We start from the raw sequence: 17,953 nt of genomic DNA on the forward strand, positions 1-17,953 counted from the left end.
CTCAGCCGCCGGCGGCCGCGACCCGCCACACCGCGTTGCCGACATCGTCGCTGACCAGCAGCGCGCCGCGCGCATCGATGCGCACGTCCACCGGCCGGCCTTGCGCCTGCTCGCGCGCGTCGAGGAAACCGGTCAGCACATCGCGCGGCGCGCCGGCCGGCTTGCCGCCGGCGAAGGGCACGAAGATCACTTTGTAGCCGCTCTTGGGCTTGCGGTTCCACGAGCCGTGCTGGCCGACGAACAAGCCTTGCGCATACGCCGCCGGCAGCTTCGCGCCTTGGGCGAAGGCGATGCCGAGCGAGGCCGTATGCGGCCCCAGCGCGTAGTCCGGCGCTTTCGCCTTGGCCACCAGATCCGGGCGCTGCGGCTGCACGCGCTCGTCGACGTGCTGGCCGTAGTAGCTGTAAGGCCAGCCGTAGAACGCGCCGTCCTCGACCGAGGTGATGTAGTCGGGCACCAAGTCGCTGCCGATCTCGTCGCGCTCGTTGACCGCGGTCCATAAGCGGCCGGTCTGCGGCTCCCAGGCCAAGCCGTCCGGATTGCGCAAGCCGGTGGCGAACAGGCGCTTGTCGCCGGTCGCCGGGTCCAGCGCCCAGATCGCCGCGCGGCCTTCTTCCGCGGCGAGGCCGTTCTCGCCGACGTTGCTGTTGGAGCCGACGGTGACGTACAGCGTACGGCCGGCGGCGTCGGCGATGAGATTCTTGGTCCAGTGATGATTGATGCCCGCGGGCAAGTCGGTCACCTTCTCGCCCGCCCCGACGATCGCGGTCTCGCCTTCGCGATAAGGGAAACGCCACACCGCATCGGCGTTGGCGACGTACAAGCGGTCGCCGATCAAGGCCATGCCGAACGGCGAATGCAGGCCTTGCAGGAACACGCGGCGGGTTTCGGCGACGCCGTCGCCGTCGGCATCGCGCAACAGGCTGATGCGGTCGGCGCTGGGCACCGCGGCGCCGGCTTTCTTCATGAAGCGCGCGGCGAACCAGGCCTTGATCCCTGACGGCTTGTGCTCGCTGCGCGGCGCGTTGCTCTCGGCGACCAAGACATCGCCGTTGGGCAGCACGTACAGCCAGCGCGGATGATCCAACCCTTGGGCGAAAGCGTTCACGGTCAAACCCGGCGCGGGCGTCGGTTTGGCGCCGGCGGCCCAACCGACCGCGGGCGCGACGTCGACGGTCGGAATCCAGGTCTTGTTCGGTGCCGGCAAGCGCGGCGCGGGGCCGGTGCCGTCGGCGACTTGCAGCGCGGCGCGTTCGCCGCAGCCGGCGCAGGCCAAGGCCAGCGCCGCCGCGATCCAGATACCGCTTCGGTGCGGCGCAGCCGTCATGTTCCTGCCTCGTCGATGCGGGCCGACGAGCATGCGGGCGCGGCGATTAAACTGGCGAGAAGGCCGTCGCGGATCGGCGTTGCCGCGCGCGTAACGACGAGGTCGCAATTCCGGCGCAACCCCGCGGCAAGATTCCGCGCGTTCGCATCCTGCGCCTTTCCCTTATCCGCCGAGGTTTTCATGCCGCGCCCGTTCGCCTTAGCTTCGATCGCCGTGCCGTGCCTGTTCGCCGCCGCGTTCGCTTGCGCCGCCAGCGGCGTCACCGCGGCGATGCCGGCCGCGCGCGCCACCGTCGATGCCGACGCGGTCGATCTCGCCCGCGGCTGCTGGATCCGCCACGTTGCCGGGCAAGCCGACGGCCGCGGCACCGCGCTGCTGCGCCTGCTGCCCGATCCCGAGCGTCCAGGCTGGCTGCGCGGCGAGATCGCACGGGTCGGCGACGATCCCGACCAGCGCCTGCAACTGTGGCTCGCGCGCGACGGCCGCCGCGCGCTGCTCGCCCGAGCCTCGGTGCGCGATCCCGATGCGGCCGCCGTCCCGGCCGTGGCCGCGCCGGACCCGATCCCCATGCAAACGCCGCCCGGAGCGATCCACCCGACGCCCCTGCTCGATCAGGCCGGCTGGACCCGGCTGATGCTCGGCGGCAGCGACCGGGTCGCGTTCGTGCGCAGCGCGCGCAAGATCACCGCAGTCGGCGGCGCCGTCGGCCGTTCGGCCGAGATCGACTACCGCGCCGAAGCCGGACCGCCGATCCGTCTGCGCGTGACCGCCGGCGAAGAACGGCTGAGCGTGACCGTGAGCGGCGTCGCCCCCGCCAGCGGCGCGCCGGTCCCGGTGTTCGCAGGCCAGCGCGACGGCTGCGACTGAGCGCGGCGGCGGCGCGCGCGCCTAGAATGGCCCCGTCATGAAACTCACCCTCGACGAACTGCTCGCCTTCGTCAGCGTGGTCGACAGCGGCTCGATCACCGCCGCGGCCGAGGCGCTCGACCAGACCGTTTCCGGCGTCAGCCGGGCGCTGAGCCGGCTGGAGGAGAAGCTCGACACCACCCTGCTGCGCCGGACCACGCGCCGGCTCGAACTCACCGAGGAAGGCGAAGCGATGCTGGCGCGGGCGCGGGCGATCCTGGCCAGCGTCGAGGACGCCGAGGAATCGCTGGCGCTGCGCCGCCAGCAACCGGCCGGACGGCTGCGGGTCAACGCCGCCTCGCCCTTCATGCTGCACGCGATCGTGCCCTTGGTCGGCGATTTCCGCCGCGCCTATCCGCAGATCGAACTCGAGCTCAACACCAACGACCAGATCATCGATCTGCTCGAACAGCGCACCGACGTGGCGATCCGCATCGGCCAACTCACCGATTCGACCCTGCACGCGCGTCCGCTGCCGGGCAGCCGCCTGCGCGTGCTCGCCAGCCCCGCGTATCTGGCCGCGCGCGGCACCCCGCGCGAGGTCGCCGAGCTCGCCGGTCATACCCTGCTCGGCTTCGCCCCGACCCAGACCCTCAACCGCTGGCCGCTGCGCGACGCGCACGGCCACGAACTCGACATCGCCGCCGACCTGCACGCCTCCAGCGGCGAAACCCTGCGCCAGCTGGCGCTGGCGGGCGAAGGCATCGTCTGCCTGTCCGACTTCATGACCCGCCAGGACCGCCATCGCGGCGACTTGGTGCAGCTGTTCGCCGACCGCACCCTGGACGTGCGCCAGCCGATCAACGCGGTCTACTACCGCAACACCCAGCTGGCCTCGCGCATCGCCTGCTTTCTGGATTTCCTCGCCGCCCGGCTGGCGCCGCAAGGCGGCGAAGCGGCTTGGGAATGAAGGCGTTCGGCGAGGCGAGCGCAGGGCGCGGGTGCGACGACGCGGGCTCGATGGAACGAGCTCGCCAGAACAAGCTCGATAGAACGAGTTCGATAGAACGAACTCGATAGAGCGGGCCCGCCAGAACGGACTCGCCGGAACCCGCCCGCCAAGGCGCGCTCGATACAACGAACTCGATGCCGTGCGCTCGCTGGAGCCGCCGCGACGGCGCGGCCCCGCCCCAACCGCTTCGATATCGCCGCGCAGCGACGCAGCGCGGCCCCGGGAAGGTGGCCCCGCACCGCGTAGCGCCGCGGTACGGGGCCGGAAGTGGCTCGACGGTCACGGTACCGCGTCGCCACGAGCAAAACGCCGTCACCTGGAGAAAATGCCGGCGCGGACTGGAGACCAGTCCTAGCTAGTAACGCCGCCGGTATGCGCCCCCCCTACCCCATCGCCACCCGATCGCCGGATCAATGCGCCTTGTCGGCGCCGGCCTCGCTCTTGGCGACCGGCGTCAGGCGCAGATCCTGGAAGTCGAAACTGAAATCGGTCAACGGCGAAATCGCCTCCATGCGCAGCTCGCGCACCTTGCCGTCCGGGGTCAGGGCGAAGTTGAGGAAGGCGTCGGCGTTGAGCCAGCGCTGGTCCCAGCGCACGATGAAGGTGTCGTGCTGCCAGTGGCTGAGTTCGCCGGTGAGGTCCTTGGTGCGGCCGAAGCGCACGCGCAGCTTGGCGCCGGTCTGTTCGATCGCGACATCGCCGTACCACGGGTCGCGATAAGTGCCGGCGTAGCCCGCCAGCGGCAGCGAGGGCTTGGACTTGGCGTCGCGCGCGGCCACGTGCTTGGCCCAGTCGTCGTCGGCCTTGCCGCGGTTCTTGGCCAGGGCCGCGGCGTAGGCCGCGTTCCAGTCGGTCTTGGGCGCGTCCAGGTAGGCGTCGAGCGCGCGCATCGTCAGCGCCTGGAACGCGCCGCCGAGTTCGGCGTTGGTCAGCACGATCACGCCGAGCTTGCGCTCGGGCAACAAGGTCACGCGCGAGACCATGCCGGGCCAGCCGCCGGTGTGCCAGACCAGCTTCTGGCCGCGGTAATCGGTGAGCTGCCAACCCTCGCCGTAGCCGGCGAAATTCGGCTTGGCCGGCGCCAGTTCCGGTACCGCGGGTTCGGCGATCGGCATCGGCGTCAGCACCGACCACATCTCGCGCTGGCGCTTGGCGCTGAACAAGCGCAGCTCCTTGTCGCCTTCGCGCGCGTACACGCCGCCGTCGAGCTGCGCGCGCATCCACTTGGTCATGTCGTGCACGGACGAATACAGCCCGCCCGCGCCGGCCACGTTCGACCAGGTCATGCGCGGCGCGACTTGCAGGTCCTTGAAATCGGCCTTGGCGTGGCCGCTGGCGACCTTGTCGCCGGCGCGCAGCGCATCGGCGTTGTAGCGGGTTTCGTCCATGCCCAGCGGCTGGAAGATGCGCTGGGCGAGGAAGTCGCGGTAGCTCTGGCCGCTGGCTTGCTCGACCACCAACTGGGCCACGCCGTAGAGGATGTTGTCGTAGGCGTACTGGCCGCGGAAGCCGCCGCTGAGCGGCACGTGGGCGAGCCGGCGCGCGACCTCTTCGTTGCTGTAGTCGGTGCCGGGCCAGTACAGCAAATCGCCCGCGCCCAGGCCGAGGCCGCTGCGGTGGGCGAGCAGATCGCGCACGCGCATCTCCTGGGTGACGTAAGCGTCGGCCATGCGGAACCACGGCAAGTGGTCGACGACGCGGTCGTCCAGATTGAGCTTGCCCTCGTCGGCGAGCATCGACAGCGAGGCGGCGGTGAAGGCCTTGGTATTGGAGGCGATGGCGAACAAGGTGTGGGCGTCGACCGGCTCGGGTTTGCCGATCTCGCGCAGGCCGTAGCCGCGTTCGAGCACGATGCGGCCGTCCTTGACGATGGCCACGGCGATGCCGGGCACCTCGAACTGCTTGCGCACCGCCTCGACGTAGGCGTCGAAGTCCTGCAACTGCTCCGGCAGCGGCGGCTGCGCGCCAGCGGCGGCGTCCGCAGCGGCGGGCGCTTGCGCGGCGGCGCCGGCGGCGGCGCTCATGCAGATCAGCAGTCCGGCGCCTTGCGCCTTCCAGTCGGTGGCTCGCATCTGAGTTCCTGGCGATTCTGGGAGCCCAGGACTGTGGCGCAAGCGGCGACCCGGCGCCAGAGGCCGGAAGTCCCGCGCAGCGCGGCGCGCGGACGCCGACCGATCGCGCAAGCCGCGGCGCACCCGGCCTCGACGGGCCAGCGGGCATAATGCGCGCCCGGCCGTCTTCCGCCCGCTTCGCGCCCACGCCCCACTCCGCCATGTCCTTGCCCGAAACCCTTCCCGCCCTCGCCATCGTCGGCGGCGGCCCCGCCGGCCTGATGGCCGCGCAAACCGCGCGCGCGCTCGGCGTGGAAGTGGATCTGTTCGAGGCCAAGGGTTCGGTCGGGCGCAAGTTCCTGATCGCCGGCAAGGGCGGGCTCAACCTCACCCACGGCGAACCGCGCCCGGGTTTCGACGCGCGCTACGGCGAGCGCGCCGCGCCGATCGCGCGCTGGCTCGACCGCTTCGACGCCGACGCGCTGCGCGAGTGGGCGCGCGGTTTCGGCGTGGACACCTATGTCGGCACCTCCGGCCGCGTGTTCCCGACGGACCGCAAGGCCGCGCCGCTGCTGCGCGGCTGGGTGCGGCGGCTGCGCGAGGACGGCGTGCGTTTCCACGTCCAGCACCGCTGCGTCGGCCTCGACGCCGACGGCACGCTGCGCTTCGCCACGCCCGAAGGCGAAGTCCGCACGCGCGCGCGCGCCTGCGTGTTCGCGCTCGGCGGCGGCAGTTGGCCGGAGCTCGGCTCCGACGGCGCCTGGGTCGAGTGGCTGCGCGAACGCGCGCTCGACATCGCGCCGCTGCGCCCGTCCAACTGCGGCTTCGACATCGGCTGGAGCGAACACTTCGCCCAGCGCCACGCCGGCGCGCCGCTCAAGCCGGTGGTCGCGCACTGGCGCGAAGACGGCGCCGAGCGCTCGCTGCAAGGCGAATGCGTGGCGACCGCGACCGGCATCGAAGGCAGCTTGATCTACGCGCTGTCGGCGCGGCTGCGCGAGGCCATCGACGCCGACGGCGAAGCGTTGCTGGAACTGGATCTGGCGCCGGGCCGCGAGTTCGAGCGCCTGCAGCGCGACTTCGCCCGCCCGCGCGGCGGCCGCAGCGTCGGCGAGCATCTGCGCCGGCAGACCGGGCTCGATGCGGTCAAGGCCGCGCTGGTGTTCGAGGTGTTGGGCAAGGACGGGTTGAACGACGCGGCCACGGTCGCGCGCACGATCAAGCGCTTGCCGCTGCGGTTGCGCAGCGCGCGCTCGATCGCCGAGGCGATCAGCAGCGCGGGCGGCGTGCGCCTGGAAGCGCTGGACCAAACCCTGCGCGCCGCCGCGCTGACGCCGCCGGTGTTTTTCGCCGGCGAAATGCTGGATTGGGAGGCGCCGACCGGCGGCTATCTGCTGACCGCGTGCTTCGCCAGCGGGTTGATCGCCGGTGAGGCGGCGGCGCGGGCGGTGTTGGAAAGCGCGGGCGATTGAGCGGCCGCCCGCCGCATCGTCGGCATTCCGGCCTCGGGCGCCCTTACATCGTCATTCCGGCGAAAGCCGGAACCCATTTTGCCGTGGCCCCTTCAGCCTCTCGACCCAGCGAAGAAGAGAAGCAAAAGACGAATCAACCGACTCGCGCCATCCTCCAACACCGTCATTCCGGCGAAAGCCGGAATCCATTTTGATCTTGCTTTCGCCTCTTTCTGCGCGCATCGACAGCGGCAAAGGCAACAGCAAAATGGATTCCGGCTTTCGCCGGAATGACGGTATCGAGGAGGCCTGGCTTTCGCCGGAATGACGGTGTCGAGGAGGTCTGGCTATCGCCCGATGGCGACCGCGCCCTCACCGCACGCGAGCCAGGCGCATTCGCCGCCGCACCCAAAGACGCAGCGGCCGCGCCTTACGACGTCGCCTTCTCCGGCAACGCCTTGCCCATATAGAACATCGACGCGCACAAGCCCACGCCCTGCGCGCTCGCCGCCGGCAGGTCGCTGCCCTGCAGCGCGATCAGCTTGATCACATCGCCGGTCGATTCGCTGACCTTGGCCAGCGCGATGAAGCCGGTCGGGTTGGTGCCGCAGAACGAATTCGCCGGGGTTTCCTTGGGCGGGGTCTGCTCGATCACCCGGCGCAGTTCGATCGCCTGGCTGGCTTCGACCTGCATGGTCGCGCCATAGGTCTGGCCGGCGCTGTACTGGTCGCCGCCGCGCACGATCGCCACGCGCTCGGTCTTGTACAGCGAGCCGTTCTCGCCCTTCATCTCCAGATCGTCGATGGTGAGCTTGCCGGTGGTGGCCTGGGCGACCGGGTTGCCCGGCTCGAAGGTGCCCAGCGCGACCGGGGTCAGCATCGGCGGCGAGGCGCGCGAGACCGGCTCGGCGTCCGGATCGGGCACGGCCTTGGGCGGCGCCGGCGGCGCAGCGGTGGTTTCTTGCGGAGCGGCGGTGTTGACCGGCGCGCGTTGGCCGCATGCGGTCAGCGCCAGGACGGCGCTCGCGAGCAGGCACACGGCGGGGAACAGGCGTCGGTTCATCGGTCATCCTCGTAACGAATCAGTGCCGGCGGCCACGGCCGCGGCGGCGTCCCTACGCGAGGGCGCGGCGCGGGCCGCTCCATCGCGAACGCGCAGCCTAACCGCAGGCCGCATTTGGACGGGTTAACGATTTGTAATGAATGGCAAAAAAGGACAAGCGCCGCGCTCAGGCGGCGGCGTCGCGCAGCGGCCGCAGTTGCGGGTCCAGGGCCACGCGTTCGTCGAACACGAAACAGCCGCCGTCGTAGTGGCGCCCGCCGATTTGCTCGAAGTACGCGAGGATGCCGCCGTCGAGCTGGAGCAGGTTGTCCATGCCGTCCGCGCGCAGCCAAAGCGCGGCTTTTTCGCAGCGGATGCCGCCGGTGCAGAAGCTCACCACGGTCGCGTCGCGCAGGTCTTCGCGGTGCGGCGCCAAGGCCTCGGGCAGTTCGGTGAAGTTGTCGATCGGCAGGGTCAGCGCGTTGTCGAAACTGCCATAGCCGAACTCTTCGCGGTTGCGCGTATCCAGCAGCACCACGCGCTTGCCGGCGTCGTCGTGGCCTTGGTCGAGCCAGCGCGCCAATGTGTCGGGCGTCACACTGGGTGCGCGGCCTTGCAGCGGCGAGCTGCCGTCGCGGCGGAACGCGATGATCTCGCGCTTGAGCTTGACCTTGAGCCGGGCGAAGGGCTGAACGCGGCTGTGGCTGTATTTGACGGTCAGCCCGTCGAAGCGCGGGTCGGCGCGCAACTCGTCGAGCAAGGCTTCGATGGCCTCGGCGGCGCCGGCCAGGAACAGATTGACGCCTTCCGGCGCGACCAGCGCGGTGCCGCGCAGTTGCAGGGTTTCGGCGCGCTCGCGCAGGCGCGCGGCCAACTGCGGGGGATCGTCGATGACGGCGAAATGATAAGCGGCGATGTTGACGACCATGCCGCCATTGTACCGCCCCGCCGCGGGAGCGATCCCACACCCTGACATGCCCCGGCTGGGCCGAAGCTGAACGCAGCGAGAACCTTCTCCGGGACCGCCGGTCGGAGCTTTTGCGTGGCCGACAAGCCGACCGAACAGCGGCGGACCGCGCAGACGCCGGGCAAGGGCCCGCGCGTCGACCCGACATCTGCGCCACAAGGAGGCGTTTGCATGAAGATCCAGCTCAACACCGACCACCATGTCCGCGGCGACGAATCGCTGGGCCAGCACGTGGAAGGCGTGATCGACCAGAACCTGGGACGTTTCAGCAGCCACATCACCCGCGTCGAAGTGCACCTGCGCGACCTCAACGGCGAGAAGGCCGGCGGCCACGACAAGCACTGCACGATCGAGGCGCGCGTGGAAGGCCGCCCGCCGGTGGCGGCGACCGAGGACGCGGCGACGATGCGCGCGGCCATCAGCGGCGCGGCGCGCAAGCTGCAGCGGGTGCTGGACAGTTCGCTGGGACGATGGTCGGCTTGAGCCTGTTTCGCGCGCCGGCCTAGCGCCGTCGCGCCCTCCCCCACCGCGACGGCGCGTCCCGCCGTCTTCCTTTCCCCCGCAACGGCGATCCGGAGGCGCCCGTTCTTATCGCTACGGTTGCACAGACAGCGCGATGCGCACGCGTCGCGCGTTCGACGGCAGCGGCGGCCTAGGCCGCCGTCCCTCTCCACCGCCACGGCGGCCGCGCGCAGCGGCCGCCGTTTTCGCATCCGCAACCGTTTCGGCGCGCCCGCGTCGCCGCCATTTTCGCAACCGTTCCGGCGCCCTCGACACCGTCATTCCGGCGAAAGCCGGAATCCATTTTGCGGTCGCCTCTGTCGTCGCCGAGGCGAAGAGAAGCAGAAGCAAGATCAAAATGGATTCCGGCTTTCGCCGGAATGACGGGGATGGGAGAGCGGCGCGAGTCGACTGATTGTTCTTTCGCTTCTCTTCCTCGCCGGGTCGAGAGGCTGAAGAGGCAACGGCAATATGGGTTCCGGCTTTCGCCGGAATGACGGGGGTGGGAGAGCGGCGCGAGTCGACTGATTGTTCTTTCGCTTCTCTTCCTCGCCGGGTCGAGAGGCTGAAGAGGCAACGGCAAAATGGGTTCCGGCTTGCGCCGGAATGACGATGCAAGGGGGCTTGTGCCGGAAGGTGATGATGCGGCGGGCGGCCGCTCAATCGCCCGCCTTCTTCAGCGCGCACAGTCGCCGCCGTTCTCGTCCGCGCAATCGTTTCGGCGGCGCGCCCCACGCCGTCATTCCGGCGAAAGCCGGAATCCATTTTGATCTTGCTCCGACGCCCCGTTCGGCTCCGCCTACAACCGCTCCCATTCGCGACCGTCGCCGTCCGCGCTTGCGCGAAGTCTCGCCTCGATGCCTTCCGCCTCAAACCGTCCGCAGCGCCATCGCGACCGAAACCCTGACAACTCAGCGCCGCGACTCACCGCTTCGTCGTCACCGCCCGCCGCAGATTGTTGCGCGCCGCCGCGTCGTAGCGCTGATGGAAGAAATCGCTGAGGAAGATCCGTTCGCGCTTGAGCAGCGCCTTGAGGAAACGTCGCCGGTTGAGCCGGAACAGCGGCCCGGGCACGTGGCCGCGGTACTCCGAGGCGATGCCGCGGTCGTAGGCGTCGAACACCGCCGGTTCGGCGCCGAGGATGGCCATGTCGCCGTCGAGGAACAAACGCACCTGCTCGCCGACGTCGTCGCGGGCGATGGCGCCATGGCGCGCGGTCAGCTCGATGAGTTCGGCGACGAAGTCCGCGTCGATGCCCGCCTCGGGCAGCCAGCGCGCGATGTGCTCGCGCGCGAGCAGCGCCGAACGCGCTTCGTTGTCGCGGCGACCGGCTTCGTAGACAGCGTCGTGGTACAGCACGGCCAGCGCCGTTTCGCGCGGCCGTTCCCAGCCCGGCCCGGCGGCCACGTCCGCGTAATGGCGCAGCACCTCGGCGACGTGGCCGATGTTGTGGTACGCGCGCGGCGGCGCGGCGTAGGCGGCTTGCAGCGCGGCGAGTTGTTCCGCCGGCAGTCGCAGCGGCAGCAGCGCGAGCGAGGCGTCGCCGAGGCGGTCCTTGGCGGCGCTGGCGAAGGCGGGCGTGGCGGGGTCGGACATCGCGGCGGAATCGCTGGGGGATGGCGCCCATCTTGGCATCAAACGACTCCCCATAAAAAAGCGGGCGCCCGAAGGCGCCCGCCGTTGCTCGTTTCCCGCGTCGATCAGTACTTCTTCTCGACGTTGATCATGAAGCTGTTGTCGTCGTCGTTGCCGCTGCCGAACAGGCCGCGGTACTCCAGACGCAGCGCCCAATCGCGCTCGGTCTGCAGCACCGCGCCCAGGCCGAACACGAAGCGGCTGCGGTCCAGGCCCTGCAAGCGGGCGCGGTAGAACGGACCGCCGACCATGTCGGCATAGCTCATGATCGCGTAGCTCGCATCCTGGAAGTCGTGCTGGTACTCCAGGCGCAGCTGCGGCGAGAACGTGCCCCAACGCACCGGGTACCGGTAATCCAGACGCAGGCCCAGGCTGGTGGTGGTGGTGTCGATGTCCAGGTCGCGGTACTTGAGCACGTACTGCGCGTCGCCCGTCTCGGTGTAGCCGTCGAGGGTGGCGCGGGCCACGTCCAGACGCGCGTACGGGGTGATGCGCAGCTGCTCGCGCTGGTACTCCAGGCCGGTGGAAATCGAGGCGAACCACTGCTTGCCGTCGCGGCTGCCGTTGACCATGCCGCCGGTGTCGGTGACGTAGCGGCGCGAATCGAACGACAGCCACTGGTAGCCGAGCAAGCCGTCCAGGTAGAAGGTTTCGCCCGGATGGTAGCTGGCGTACAGCACCGCGCTGTAGCTCTCGCCCTTGCTGCGGCTGCCGCGGTCGCCCACGTCGGTGTCGTCGCGGCCGTAGCCGATGCCGCCGCCGAAGGCGAAGTCGCGGCGCAGGCGATAGTCCGCGCCCACGCTGACGCCGCTGGTCTTGAAGTCCAGCCCGCCGGAGCCGCCGCCGCGTCCGTCGCGGTTGCCGCTTTCGATGGTGCCGCCGGTCCACACGCCGAACTGCGGGCCGGTGCCCGGCACGCCCGGCTTGCCGTCGGCCGCGGCTTGCTCGTCGCCCAGATCCGCCGTGCGGCAATCGCTGCCCGGGGTGCGGCGCGCGCCTTCGCGGCAACGCGGGTCGACCGAGAAGCTCAGCCCGTTGTCGAAGCGCGAACCGCCGGTGCCGCCGTCGTGCAGGCCTTCCATGCGCTTTTGGAAATTGCCGATCTGCGCGTTGGCGAAGCGGCGCGCGGCCTCGGCCTGGGCGTTGAGGATGCCCAGCACTTCGGCGTCCTTGGACGGATCGCTGCGCGGCGCCACGTCGATCTCCACCGTCGCCGGCGCCGAGGTGGCGTAAGCGTTGCTGAGGGTGAAGGTCGCCACGGTCAGGCCCGAGTAGCCGATCACCGGGGTGTAGCTGAGCTTGTAAGTGCCGTTGGAGGCGGTGACCGTCGCCGTGCCCGAGCTGGCCGGGGTCAGCGAGACCAAGGCCGCGCCGGTGAACGGACCGCCGCGCGCGTCTTGGGTCAGATCGACCGTGACCGTGGCGCCGGCGACGGTGCGCACGCGCTTGGGCGTGGCCACCGGCACCGGGTTGACGGTGATGGTCGAGGTGATCGGCGCGGACGGGCCGAACGGGTTGTTGAGGGTGTAGGTCAGCGCGATCGCGCCGGCGGTGTCGGCCGCGGGCGTGTAGAGGATCTGCGTGGTGCCCTGCACCACCGCGGTGCCCGAGCTCGGCGGCGTCAGCAAGGTCACGCCGGTGAACGGCGCGCCGGTGGCGCCGTTGGCGGCGTCGAGGGTGACCGCTTGGGTCGACAGCGTGGTGACGTTCTGCGGCTGGCCCACCGGCACCGGCAAGGCGTTCACCGTCACCGTCACGGTGGCCGGCGCGGAGGTGCCGCCGGGGCCGGTCGCGGTGTAGGTGAAGGTGTCGGTGCCGAAGTAGTTGCTGGCCGGGGTGTAGACGATGGTGGTGCCGCTCGGCGCCGCGGTGCCGTGCGCGGGCGCCGAGGCGACCGCGACCGAGCTGATCACGCCGGTGTCGTTGGCGATCACGTTGATGGTCACGGCCTGGTTCGCCAGGGTCGAAGCGCTGTCGTTCACCGCCACCGGGACCGCGTCGGCGATCTGCACCGTGTAGCTCTGCGTGCTGTTGTAGCCGGCGTCGTCGGTGGAGCGGATCGCGAAGGTGTAGCTGCCCGCGGTCGTCGGCGTGCCGCTGATCGCGCCCGCCGAGCTCAGCGCGATGCCCGTCGGCAAGCTGCCGGCGGCCAGCGCGTAGGTGTACGGCGCGATGCCGCCGCTGCTGCTCAGGCTCTGGCTGTAAGCGGTGCCGACCACGCCGCCCGGCAACGTCGCCGGAGCGATGACCACGGTCGCCGGAGCGATGCTGAAGGTGTAGACCTTGCTCGCGGTCTGGCCGTGCGCGTCGGTCGCCTGGACGGTCAGGCTGAAATTGCCGTCGCTGCGCGGAATGCCGCTGATCGCGCCGGCCGAACTCATGCTCATGCCGACCGGCAACGCGCCCGCGCTCAGCGAGAACGCGTACGGCGCGACGCCGCCGCTGGCGGTGAAGGTCTGGTTGTAGGCGACCGCGGCGGTGCCGTTGGGCAGCGAGGCGGGATCGATGGCGATGCTCGGCACCGCGACCACGATGGTGTAGCTCTGGTCGATGCGGAACGGCGCACCGACGCCGGTGCTCGAATCGGTGGCACGCACGGTGATGTTGTAGCTGCCCGGGACCGTCGGCGTACCGCTGAGCACGCCGGCCGAACTCAGGCTCACCCCAACCGGCAGCGAACCGGCCGCCAAGGTGAAGCTGTAGCTCGGCGTGCCGCCGGCGACGGCGAAGTTGATGGTGCTGGCGACGCCGTAGTTCATCGGCAGGTTGCCGGCGGCCGGGGTCATCGTCAGGGTCGGCGCGCCGACGGTCAGGTTGAAGATCTGGCCGACGGTGAACGGCCCGTTGCCGGTGCTGGAATCGCGCGCGCTGGCGTTGAGGGTGAACGTGCCCGAGGCGGTCGGCGTGCCCGCCACGGTGACGCTGTCGGCGGTGGTGCCGGTAACGCTCAGGCCGGCCGGCAGGCCGGTGACGTTGAAGTTGCTGTACGGCGAAGTGCCGCCGGACCAGGTGAAGGTCTGGGTGTAGGCGGTGCCGATCTGCGCGGTCATCGGAGCCGACGCGGTCACCACGATCGTCGGATTGCTGACGGTGATGGTGACCGTCGCGGGCGCCGAGGTGCCGGCGACGTTGGTCGCGTTGTAGGTGAAGCTGTCCGGGCCGGAATAGCCGGCGGCCGGCTGGTAGGTGATCGAGGTGCCGCTGGCGATCGCGCTGCCGTGGGCCGGCGCGGTCGCGACCGCGACCGAGGCCGGAATGCCGCCGGTGATGTTGAGCGTCACCGGATTGGCGGCGCTGCCGTAGGCCACGGTCGCGCTGACCGGATTGGCGACCGGCGCGATGTCGTCGACGATCAGCGTGTAGCTCTGCGGCGCCGAGCTGTACGGGCCGGTGCCGCCGCTGGAGTCGGTGGCGACCACGCTGAAGGTGTACGTGCCCGGCGCGGTCGGCGTGCCGCTCAGTGCGCCGCCCGTGCTCAGGACGATGCTCGCCGGCAGGCTGCCGCTGACGATGGCGTACTGGTACGGCGAGGTGCCGCCCGTGGCCGGATTGAGCGAAGCGCTGTAGGCCGAGGCCACGGTCGCGTGCGCCAGCGTGGTCGGCGGCAGGGTGATGGTCGAGGCGCCGATGGTCACGGTGTAGGACTGCGAGCCGGTGTACGGGCCCGAGCCGGTGCTCGAATCGGTCGCGGTGACGGTGAAGGTGAACGTACCGCCCGCGGTCGGGGTGCCGCTGAGGACGCCGCCGGTGCTCAAGCTCAGGCCAGGCGGCAACTGCGCCGGCGTCGTCGAGAACTGGTAGCCGGCGGTGCCGCCGCTGGCGGTGATGGTCTGGCTATAGGCCTGAGCGACGTTGCCGCCCGGCAGCGTCGTCGGCGACACCGCGATCGTCGGCGCGGCCACGCTGAAGATGTAGGCCTGATTGCCGGTCTGACCGTGCGCGTCGGTGGCGATGATCATGAAGTTGAAGCTGCCGCCGGCCGTCGGCGTGCCGCTGAGCGTGCCGTCGGCGGCCAGGGTCAGGCCGGGCGGCGTGTTGCCGGGCGGAATCGCGAAGGTGTACGGCCCGATGCCGCCGCTGGCGCTGGCCGTGGCGGTGTACGCAGCGCCGACCTGCGCCGAGGGCAAGGTCGGCGGCGACACCGTGATGCTCGGCGCGGCGACCTGCAGCACGTAGTTCTGAGTGCGCGCGAACGGCGCGCCGGTGCCGGTCGAACTGTCGGTCGCGCGCACCGAGAAGGTGTAGAGGCCGGTCACCGTCGGCGTGCCCGACAGCACACCGGTGGTGGCGTCCAGGCTCAGGCCGGCCGGCAGCGAGGCCGGGCTGGGCATGATGGCGTAGGTGTAGGCCGGCGAACCGCCGCCGGCGACGAAGGTCTGGCTGAAGGCGGCGCCGTAGGTCGCGGTCAGAGTGCCCGCGGCCGGCGTCAGGGTCAGCGTCGGCGCCGACACGGTCAGGTTGAAGCTCTGCGAGATGGTGAACGGCCCGTTGCCGGTGCTGCTGTCGGTCGCCGCCGCGGTGAGCGTCCGCGCGCCGGCTTGGGTCGGCGTGCCGGACACGGTCACGCTGTTGGCCGTGGTGCCGGTGATGCTGAGGCCGGCCGGCAGATTGGTGACCTGATAACCGCTGAAGGGCTGGGTGCCGCCGTTCCAGGTGAAGGTCTGGGTGTAGGCCACACCGATCTGCGCGGTGAACGGACCCGACGCGGTCACGGTGATGGTCGGGTTGCCGACCGTGACCGACACCGTCGCCGGCGCCGAGGTGCCGGCGGAGTTGGTCGCGGTGTAGGTGAAGCTGTCGACGCCGGCGTAACCCGGGGCCGGCTGATAGGTGACCGACAGGCCCGAGGCGATCGCGGTGCCGTGCGCGGGCCCGGTGCCGATGCCGACCGAGGTGGGCACGCCGCCGGTGATGTTGAGCGACACCGGATTAGCGCCGCTGTTGTAGGCCACCGACGCCGAGACCGGATTGGCCACCGGCGGGATGTTGACGATCTGCAGCACATAGCCGCGCGGCGCCGAGTTGTACGGGCCGCTGCCGGTGCTGGAATCGGTCGCGGTGACGGCGAAGTTGAACGTGCCCGACGCGGTCGGCGTGCCGCTCAGCGCGCCGGTAGACGCGGTGAGGACGATGCCCGGCGGCAAGGCGCCGGCGGTGACCGCGTAGGTGTACGGCGCGGTGCCGCCGTTGGCCGCGTTGAGCGTGGCGCTGTACGCCACGCTCTGGGTGCCGTTGGCCAGCGTGGTCGCCGGCAGGTTCACCGTCGGCGGCGCGATGGTCAGGTTGTAGGTCTTCGAGCCGGAGTACGGCGCGGCCGGGCCGGTGGTGCCCGAATCGGCCGCGGTGACCGTGAAGGTCAAGGTGCCGCCCGCGGTCGGCGTGCCGGACAGCACGCCCGCGGTGCTCAGGGTCAGGCCCGGCGGCGGGGTGCCGGAGAAGCTATAGGTGCCGTTGCCGCCGCTGGCGCTCAGGGTCTGGCTGTAAGCGGCGCCGACCGCGGCGTTGGGCAGCGAACCCGGGGCGATCACGATGACCGGCGGCGCCACGACCAGGCTGTAAGCGCGAGGACCGCTGAAGCCGTTGGCGTCGGTGGCGCGCACGGTGAAGTTGAAGGTGCCGACCGCGGTCGGGGTACCGCTCAGGACGCCGGCGCTCAAGCTCACGCCCGCGGGCAAGGTGCCGCCCGCGTCGATGCTGAAGGTATAGGGCGACGTGCCGCCGGTGGCGGTGAAGGTCTGGCTGTAGGCGACCGCCGCGGTGGCGCCGGGCAGCGTCGCCGGATTGACCACGATGGTTGGCGGGTCGATCACCGTCAGCGAAATGTCCTTGACGCTGAAGTTGTCCGAGCCGTCGGTCGAGGTGCTGCTGTCCTTGGAGCGGACCCGGAAGGTATAGACGCCGTTGGTCGTCGGCGTGCCGCTGACGGTGCCGTTCGCGGCCAGGCTCAAGCCCGGCGGCAATACGCCGAAGCCCGATTCCACCGTATAGGTATAGGGTGCGACGCCGCCGGTGCTGGAGAGCGAGCGCGAATAGGCGACGGTCCGGCCCGCGGTCGGCAACACCGCCGGGCTGATCACCGGCGGGGTGTTCGGCACGGTGAAGGTGTAGCTCTTGGTCGTGGTCAGCGGGGTCGGCGTGGTGGAATCGGTCACGCCGATGTTGACGGTGAAGCTGCCGCGGCGGGTCGGGGTGCCGGTGAAGGCGCCGCCGCTGAAGCTCATGCCGGTCGGCAGAGTGCCGCTGACATGGCTGAAGACATACGGCGCGACGCCCCCGGTGGCGCTGAGCGCCTGGCTGAAGGGCACGCCGAGCGCCGGCGCGATCGACGCCGGCGAGACCACGATCGGGCTGGTCGAGGGCGTCACGGTGACGTTGACCAGGACCGTGCCGCCGGTGCCGTCGGCGAACACGAAGGAATCGGTCGCCGAGGCGTCGCCGTTGTTGGTATAGGTCACGGTCTGGGCGAATACGTCGATCGCCACGCTGCCGTGCTGGGGCGCCACGTAGCCCGGCGCGCCGACGCCGCCGATGCCGCCGTCGTCGGGGCCGTCGCAGGCGCTGGCGTTGATGATCTGCGAGCCGCCGCTGATCACGGTGATGTTGAAGGTCGGGCAATAGATCGAGGCCGCCGAAGCCGCCGCGGGCCATACCAGCGCCGCCAGGCACAACAGCAGCGCGGCCGCGAACCGGCGCGCCGCCGTCCCGGCCAAGACACGGGCGGACCGTAGTCCCGAGGGCGTTGCCGCCGGCCGGACCGGACCCGGGCCGGCGTGGTCTACGCCGGCGTGATGCGCTGACTGCTGTTGCATGGTGTCATCCCCTGATGGCCGGGCGGCCCCCGTCCTGGACGCCGCCGGCAGCGGCCGGACATCGGTCCGGTCCAGCCTTGTGCTGTGCGCGCCAACCCCCGTCGGCACGCTCGTTCATGACCTGATACGCAAATTGGATGCAGAACCGGCCGCATTCCGTGCGCATTTGCGTTTAGAGAGGTCATGGCGCCACAAGCGCCATGCTCCGAGCCGATCGGACCGCCCCTCCCCGCCGTGCGCGAAGGGGGCGGTCGGTGGCTCCGGGCCAGTCGTCCGGCGCGCGCACGGCGCCCGGAACCATCCTCTGGGGGA

General features: G+C 70.6%; 11 protein-coding genes. 4 read left to right on the forward strand and 7 right to left on the reverse strand.

Features of this window, described 5'->3' with window-relative positions; translation table 11 throughout:
- Window position 1: 1 nt before the first annotated feature.
- Both J5226_RS18985 and J5226_RS18990 read right to left on the reverse strand, forming a co-directional pair.
- Window positions 2–1,327, reverse strand: coding sequence for a sorbosone dehydrogenase family protein (locus J5226_RS18985; RefSeq protein WP_215836066.1), 1,326 nt, complete (start codon window positions 1,325–1,327; stop codon window positions 2–4).
- A complete protein-coding gene (locus J5226_RS18990) occupies window positions 1,324–1,509 on the reverse strand; it encodes a hypothetical protein (RefSeq protein WP_215836068.1) in 186 nt (61 codons plus the stop codon). The genes J5226_RS18985 and J5226_RS18990 overlap by 4 nt, the downstream gene beginning before the upstream one ends.
- On the opposite strand from J5226_RS18990, the gene J5226_RS18995 reads away from it, so the two are divergent.
- Both J5226_RS18995 and J5226_RS19000 read left to right on the forward strand, forming a co-directional pair.
- The gene (locus tag J5226_RS18995) at window positions 1,508–2,194 is read left to right on the forward strand and encodes a hypothetical protein (protein WP_215836070.1); all 687 of its coding nucleotides are present in this window, start codon (window positions 1,508–1,510) and stop codon (window positions 2,192–2,194) included. The two genes, J5226_RS18990 and J5226_RS18995, sit on opposite strands and share 2 nt — an antisense overlap.
- A 37-nt stretch (window positions 2,195–2,231) precedes the next feature.
- Window positions 2,232–3,143: a LysR substrate-binding domain-containing protein gene (locus J5226_RS19000; RefSeq protein WP_215836072.1), complete on the forward strand. Its 912-nt coding sequence runs from the start codon at window positions 2,232–2,234 to the stop codon at window positions 3,141–3,143.
- 452 nt (window positions 3,144–3,595) lie between these two features.
- On the opposite strand, the gene J5226_RS19005 is transcribed toward J5226_RS19000, so the two are convergent.
- Entirely contained in the window at window positions 3,596–5,257 is a 1,662-nt protein-coding gene (locus J5226_RS19005) for a serine hydrolase (RefSeq protein ID WP_215836074.1), read from the reverse strand.
- Window positions 5,258–5,457: 200 nt separating this feature from the next.
- Between J5226_RS19005 and J5226_RS19010 the strand changes: the two genes are divergently transcribed.
- The gene (locus J5226_RS19010; protein WP_215836083.1) at window positions 5,458–6,708 is read left to right on the forward strand and encodes a TIGR03862 family flavoprotein; all 1,251 of its coding nucleotides are present in this window, start codon (window positions 5,458–5,460) and stop codon (window positions 6,706–6,708) included.
- Between the two features lie 409 nt (window positions 6,709–7,117).
- On the opposite strand, the gene J5226_RS19015 is transcribed toward J5226_RS19010, so the two are convergent.
- Together J5226_RS19015 and J5226_RS19020 are read right to left on the reverse strand one after the other, a co-directional pair.
- A complete protein-coding gene (locus tag J5226_RS19015) occupies window positions 7,118–7,750 on the reverse strand; it encodes a hypothetical protein (protein WP_215836085.1) in 633 nt (210 codons plus the stop codon).
- Between the two features lie 166 nt (window positions 7,751–7,916).
- Window positions 7,917–8,657 carry a sulfurtransferase gene (locus tag J5226_RS19020; RefSeq protein WP_215836087.1) on the reverse strand — a complete coding sequence of 247 codons (741 nt, stop codon included), beginning with the start codon at window positions 8,655–8,657 and terminating at the stop codon, window positions 7,917–7,919.
- A 210-nt stretch (window positions 8,658–8,867) separates the two neighbouring features.
- Between J5226_RS19020 and J5226_RS19025 the strand changes: the two genes are divergently transcribed.
- The gene (locus J5226_RS19025) at window positions 8,868–9,179 is read left to right on the forward strand and encodes an HPF/RaiA family ribosome-associated protein (protein WP_215836089.1); all 312 of its coding nucleotides are present in this window, start codon (window positions 8,868–8,870) and stop codon (window positions 9,177–9,179) included.
- Window positions 9,180–10,121: 942 nt separating this feature from the next.
- Here the strand turns inward: J5226_RS19025 and J5226_RS19030 are convergent.
- Together J5226_RS19030 and J5226_RS19035 are read right to left on the reverse strand one after the other, a co-directional pair.
- Entirely contained in the window at window positions 10,122–10,793 is a 672-nt protein-coding gene (locus tag J5226_RS19030; protein ID WP_255322854.1) for a hypothetical protein, read from the reverse strand.
- 104 nt (window positions 10,794–10,897) lie between these two features.
- Window positions 10,898–17,542 carry a putative Ig domain-containing protein gene (locus tag J5226_RS19035; RefSeq protein ID WP_215836108.1) on the reverse strand — a complete coding sequence of 2,215 codons (6,645 nt, stop codon included), beginning with the start codon at window positions 17,540–17,542 and terminating at the stop codon, window positions 10,898–10,900.
- Between the last annotated feature and the right edge of the window lie 411 nt (window positions 17,543–17,953).

The organism is Lysobacter sp. K5869 (genome assembly GCF_018847975.1).
Lineage (GTDB): Bacteria > Pseudomonadota > Gammaproteobacteria > Xanthomonadales > Xanthomonadaceae > Lysobacter.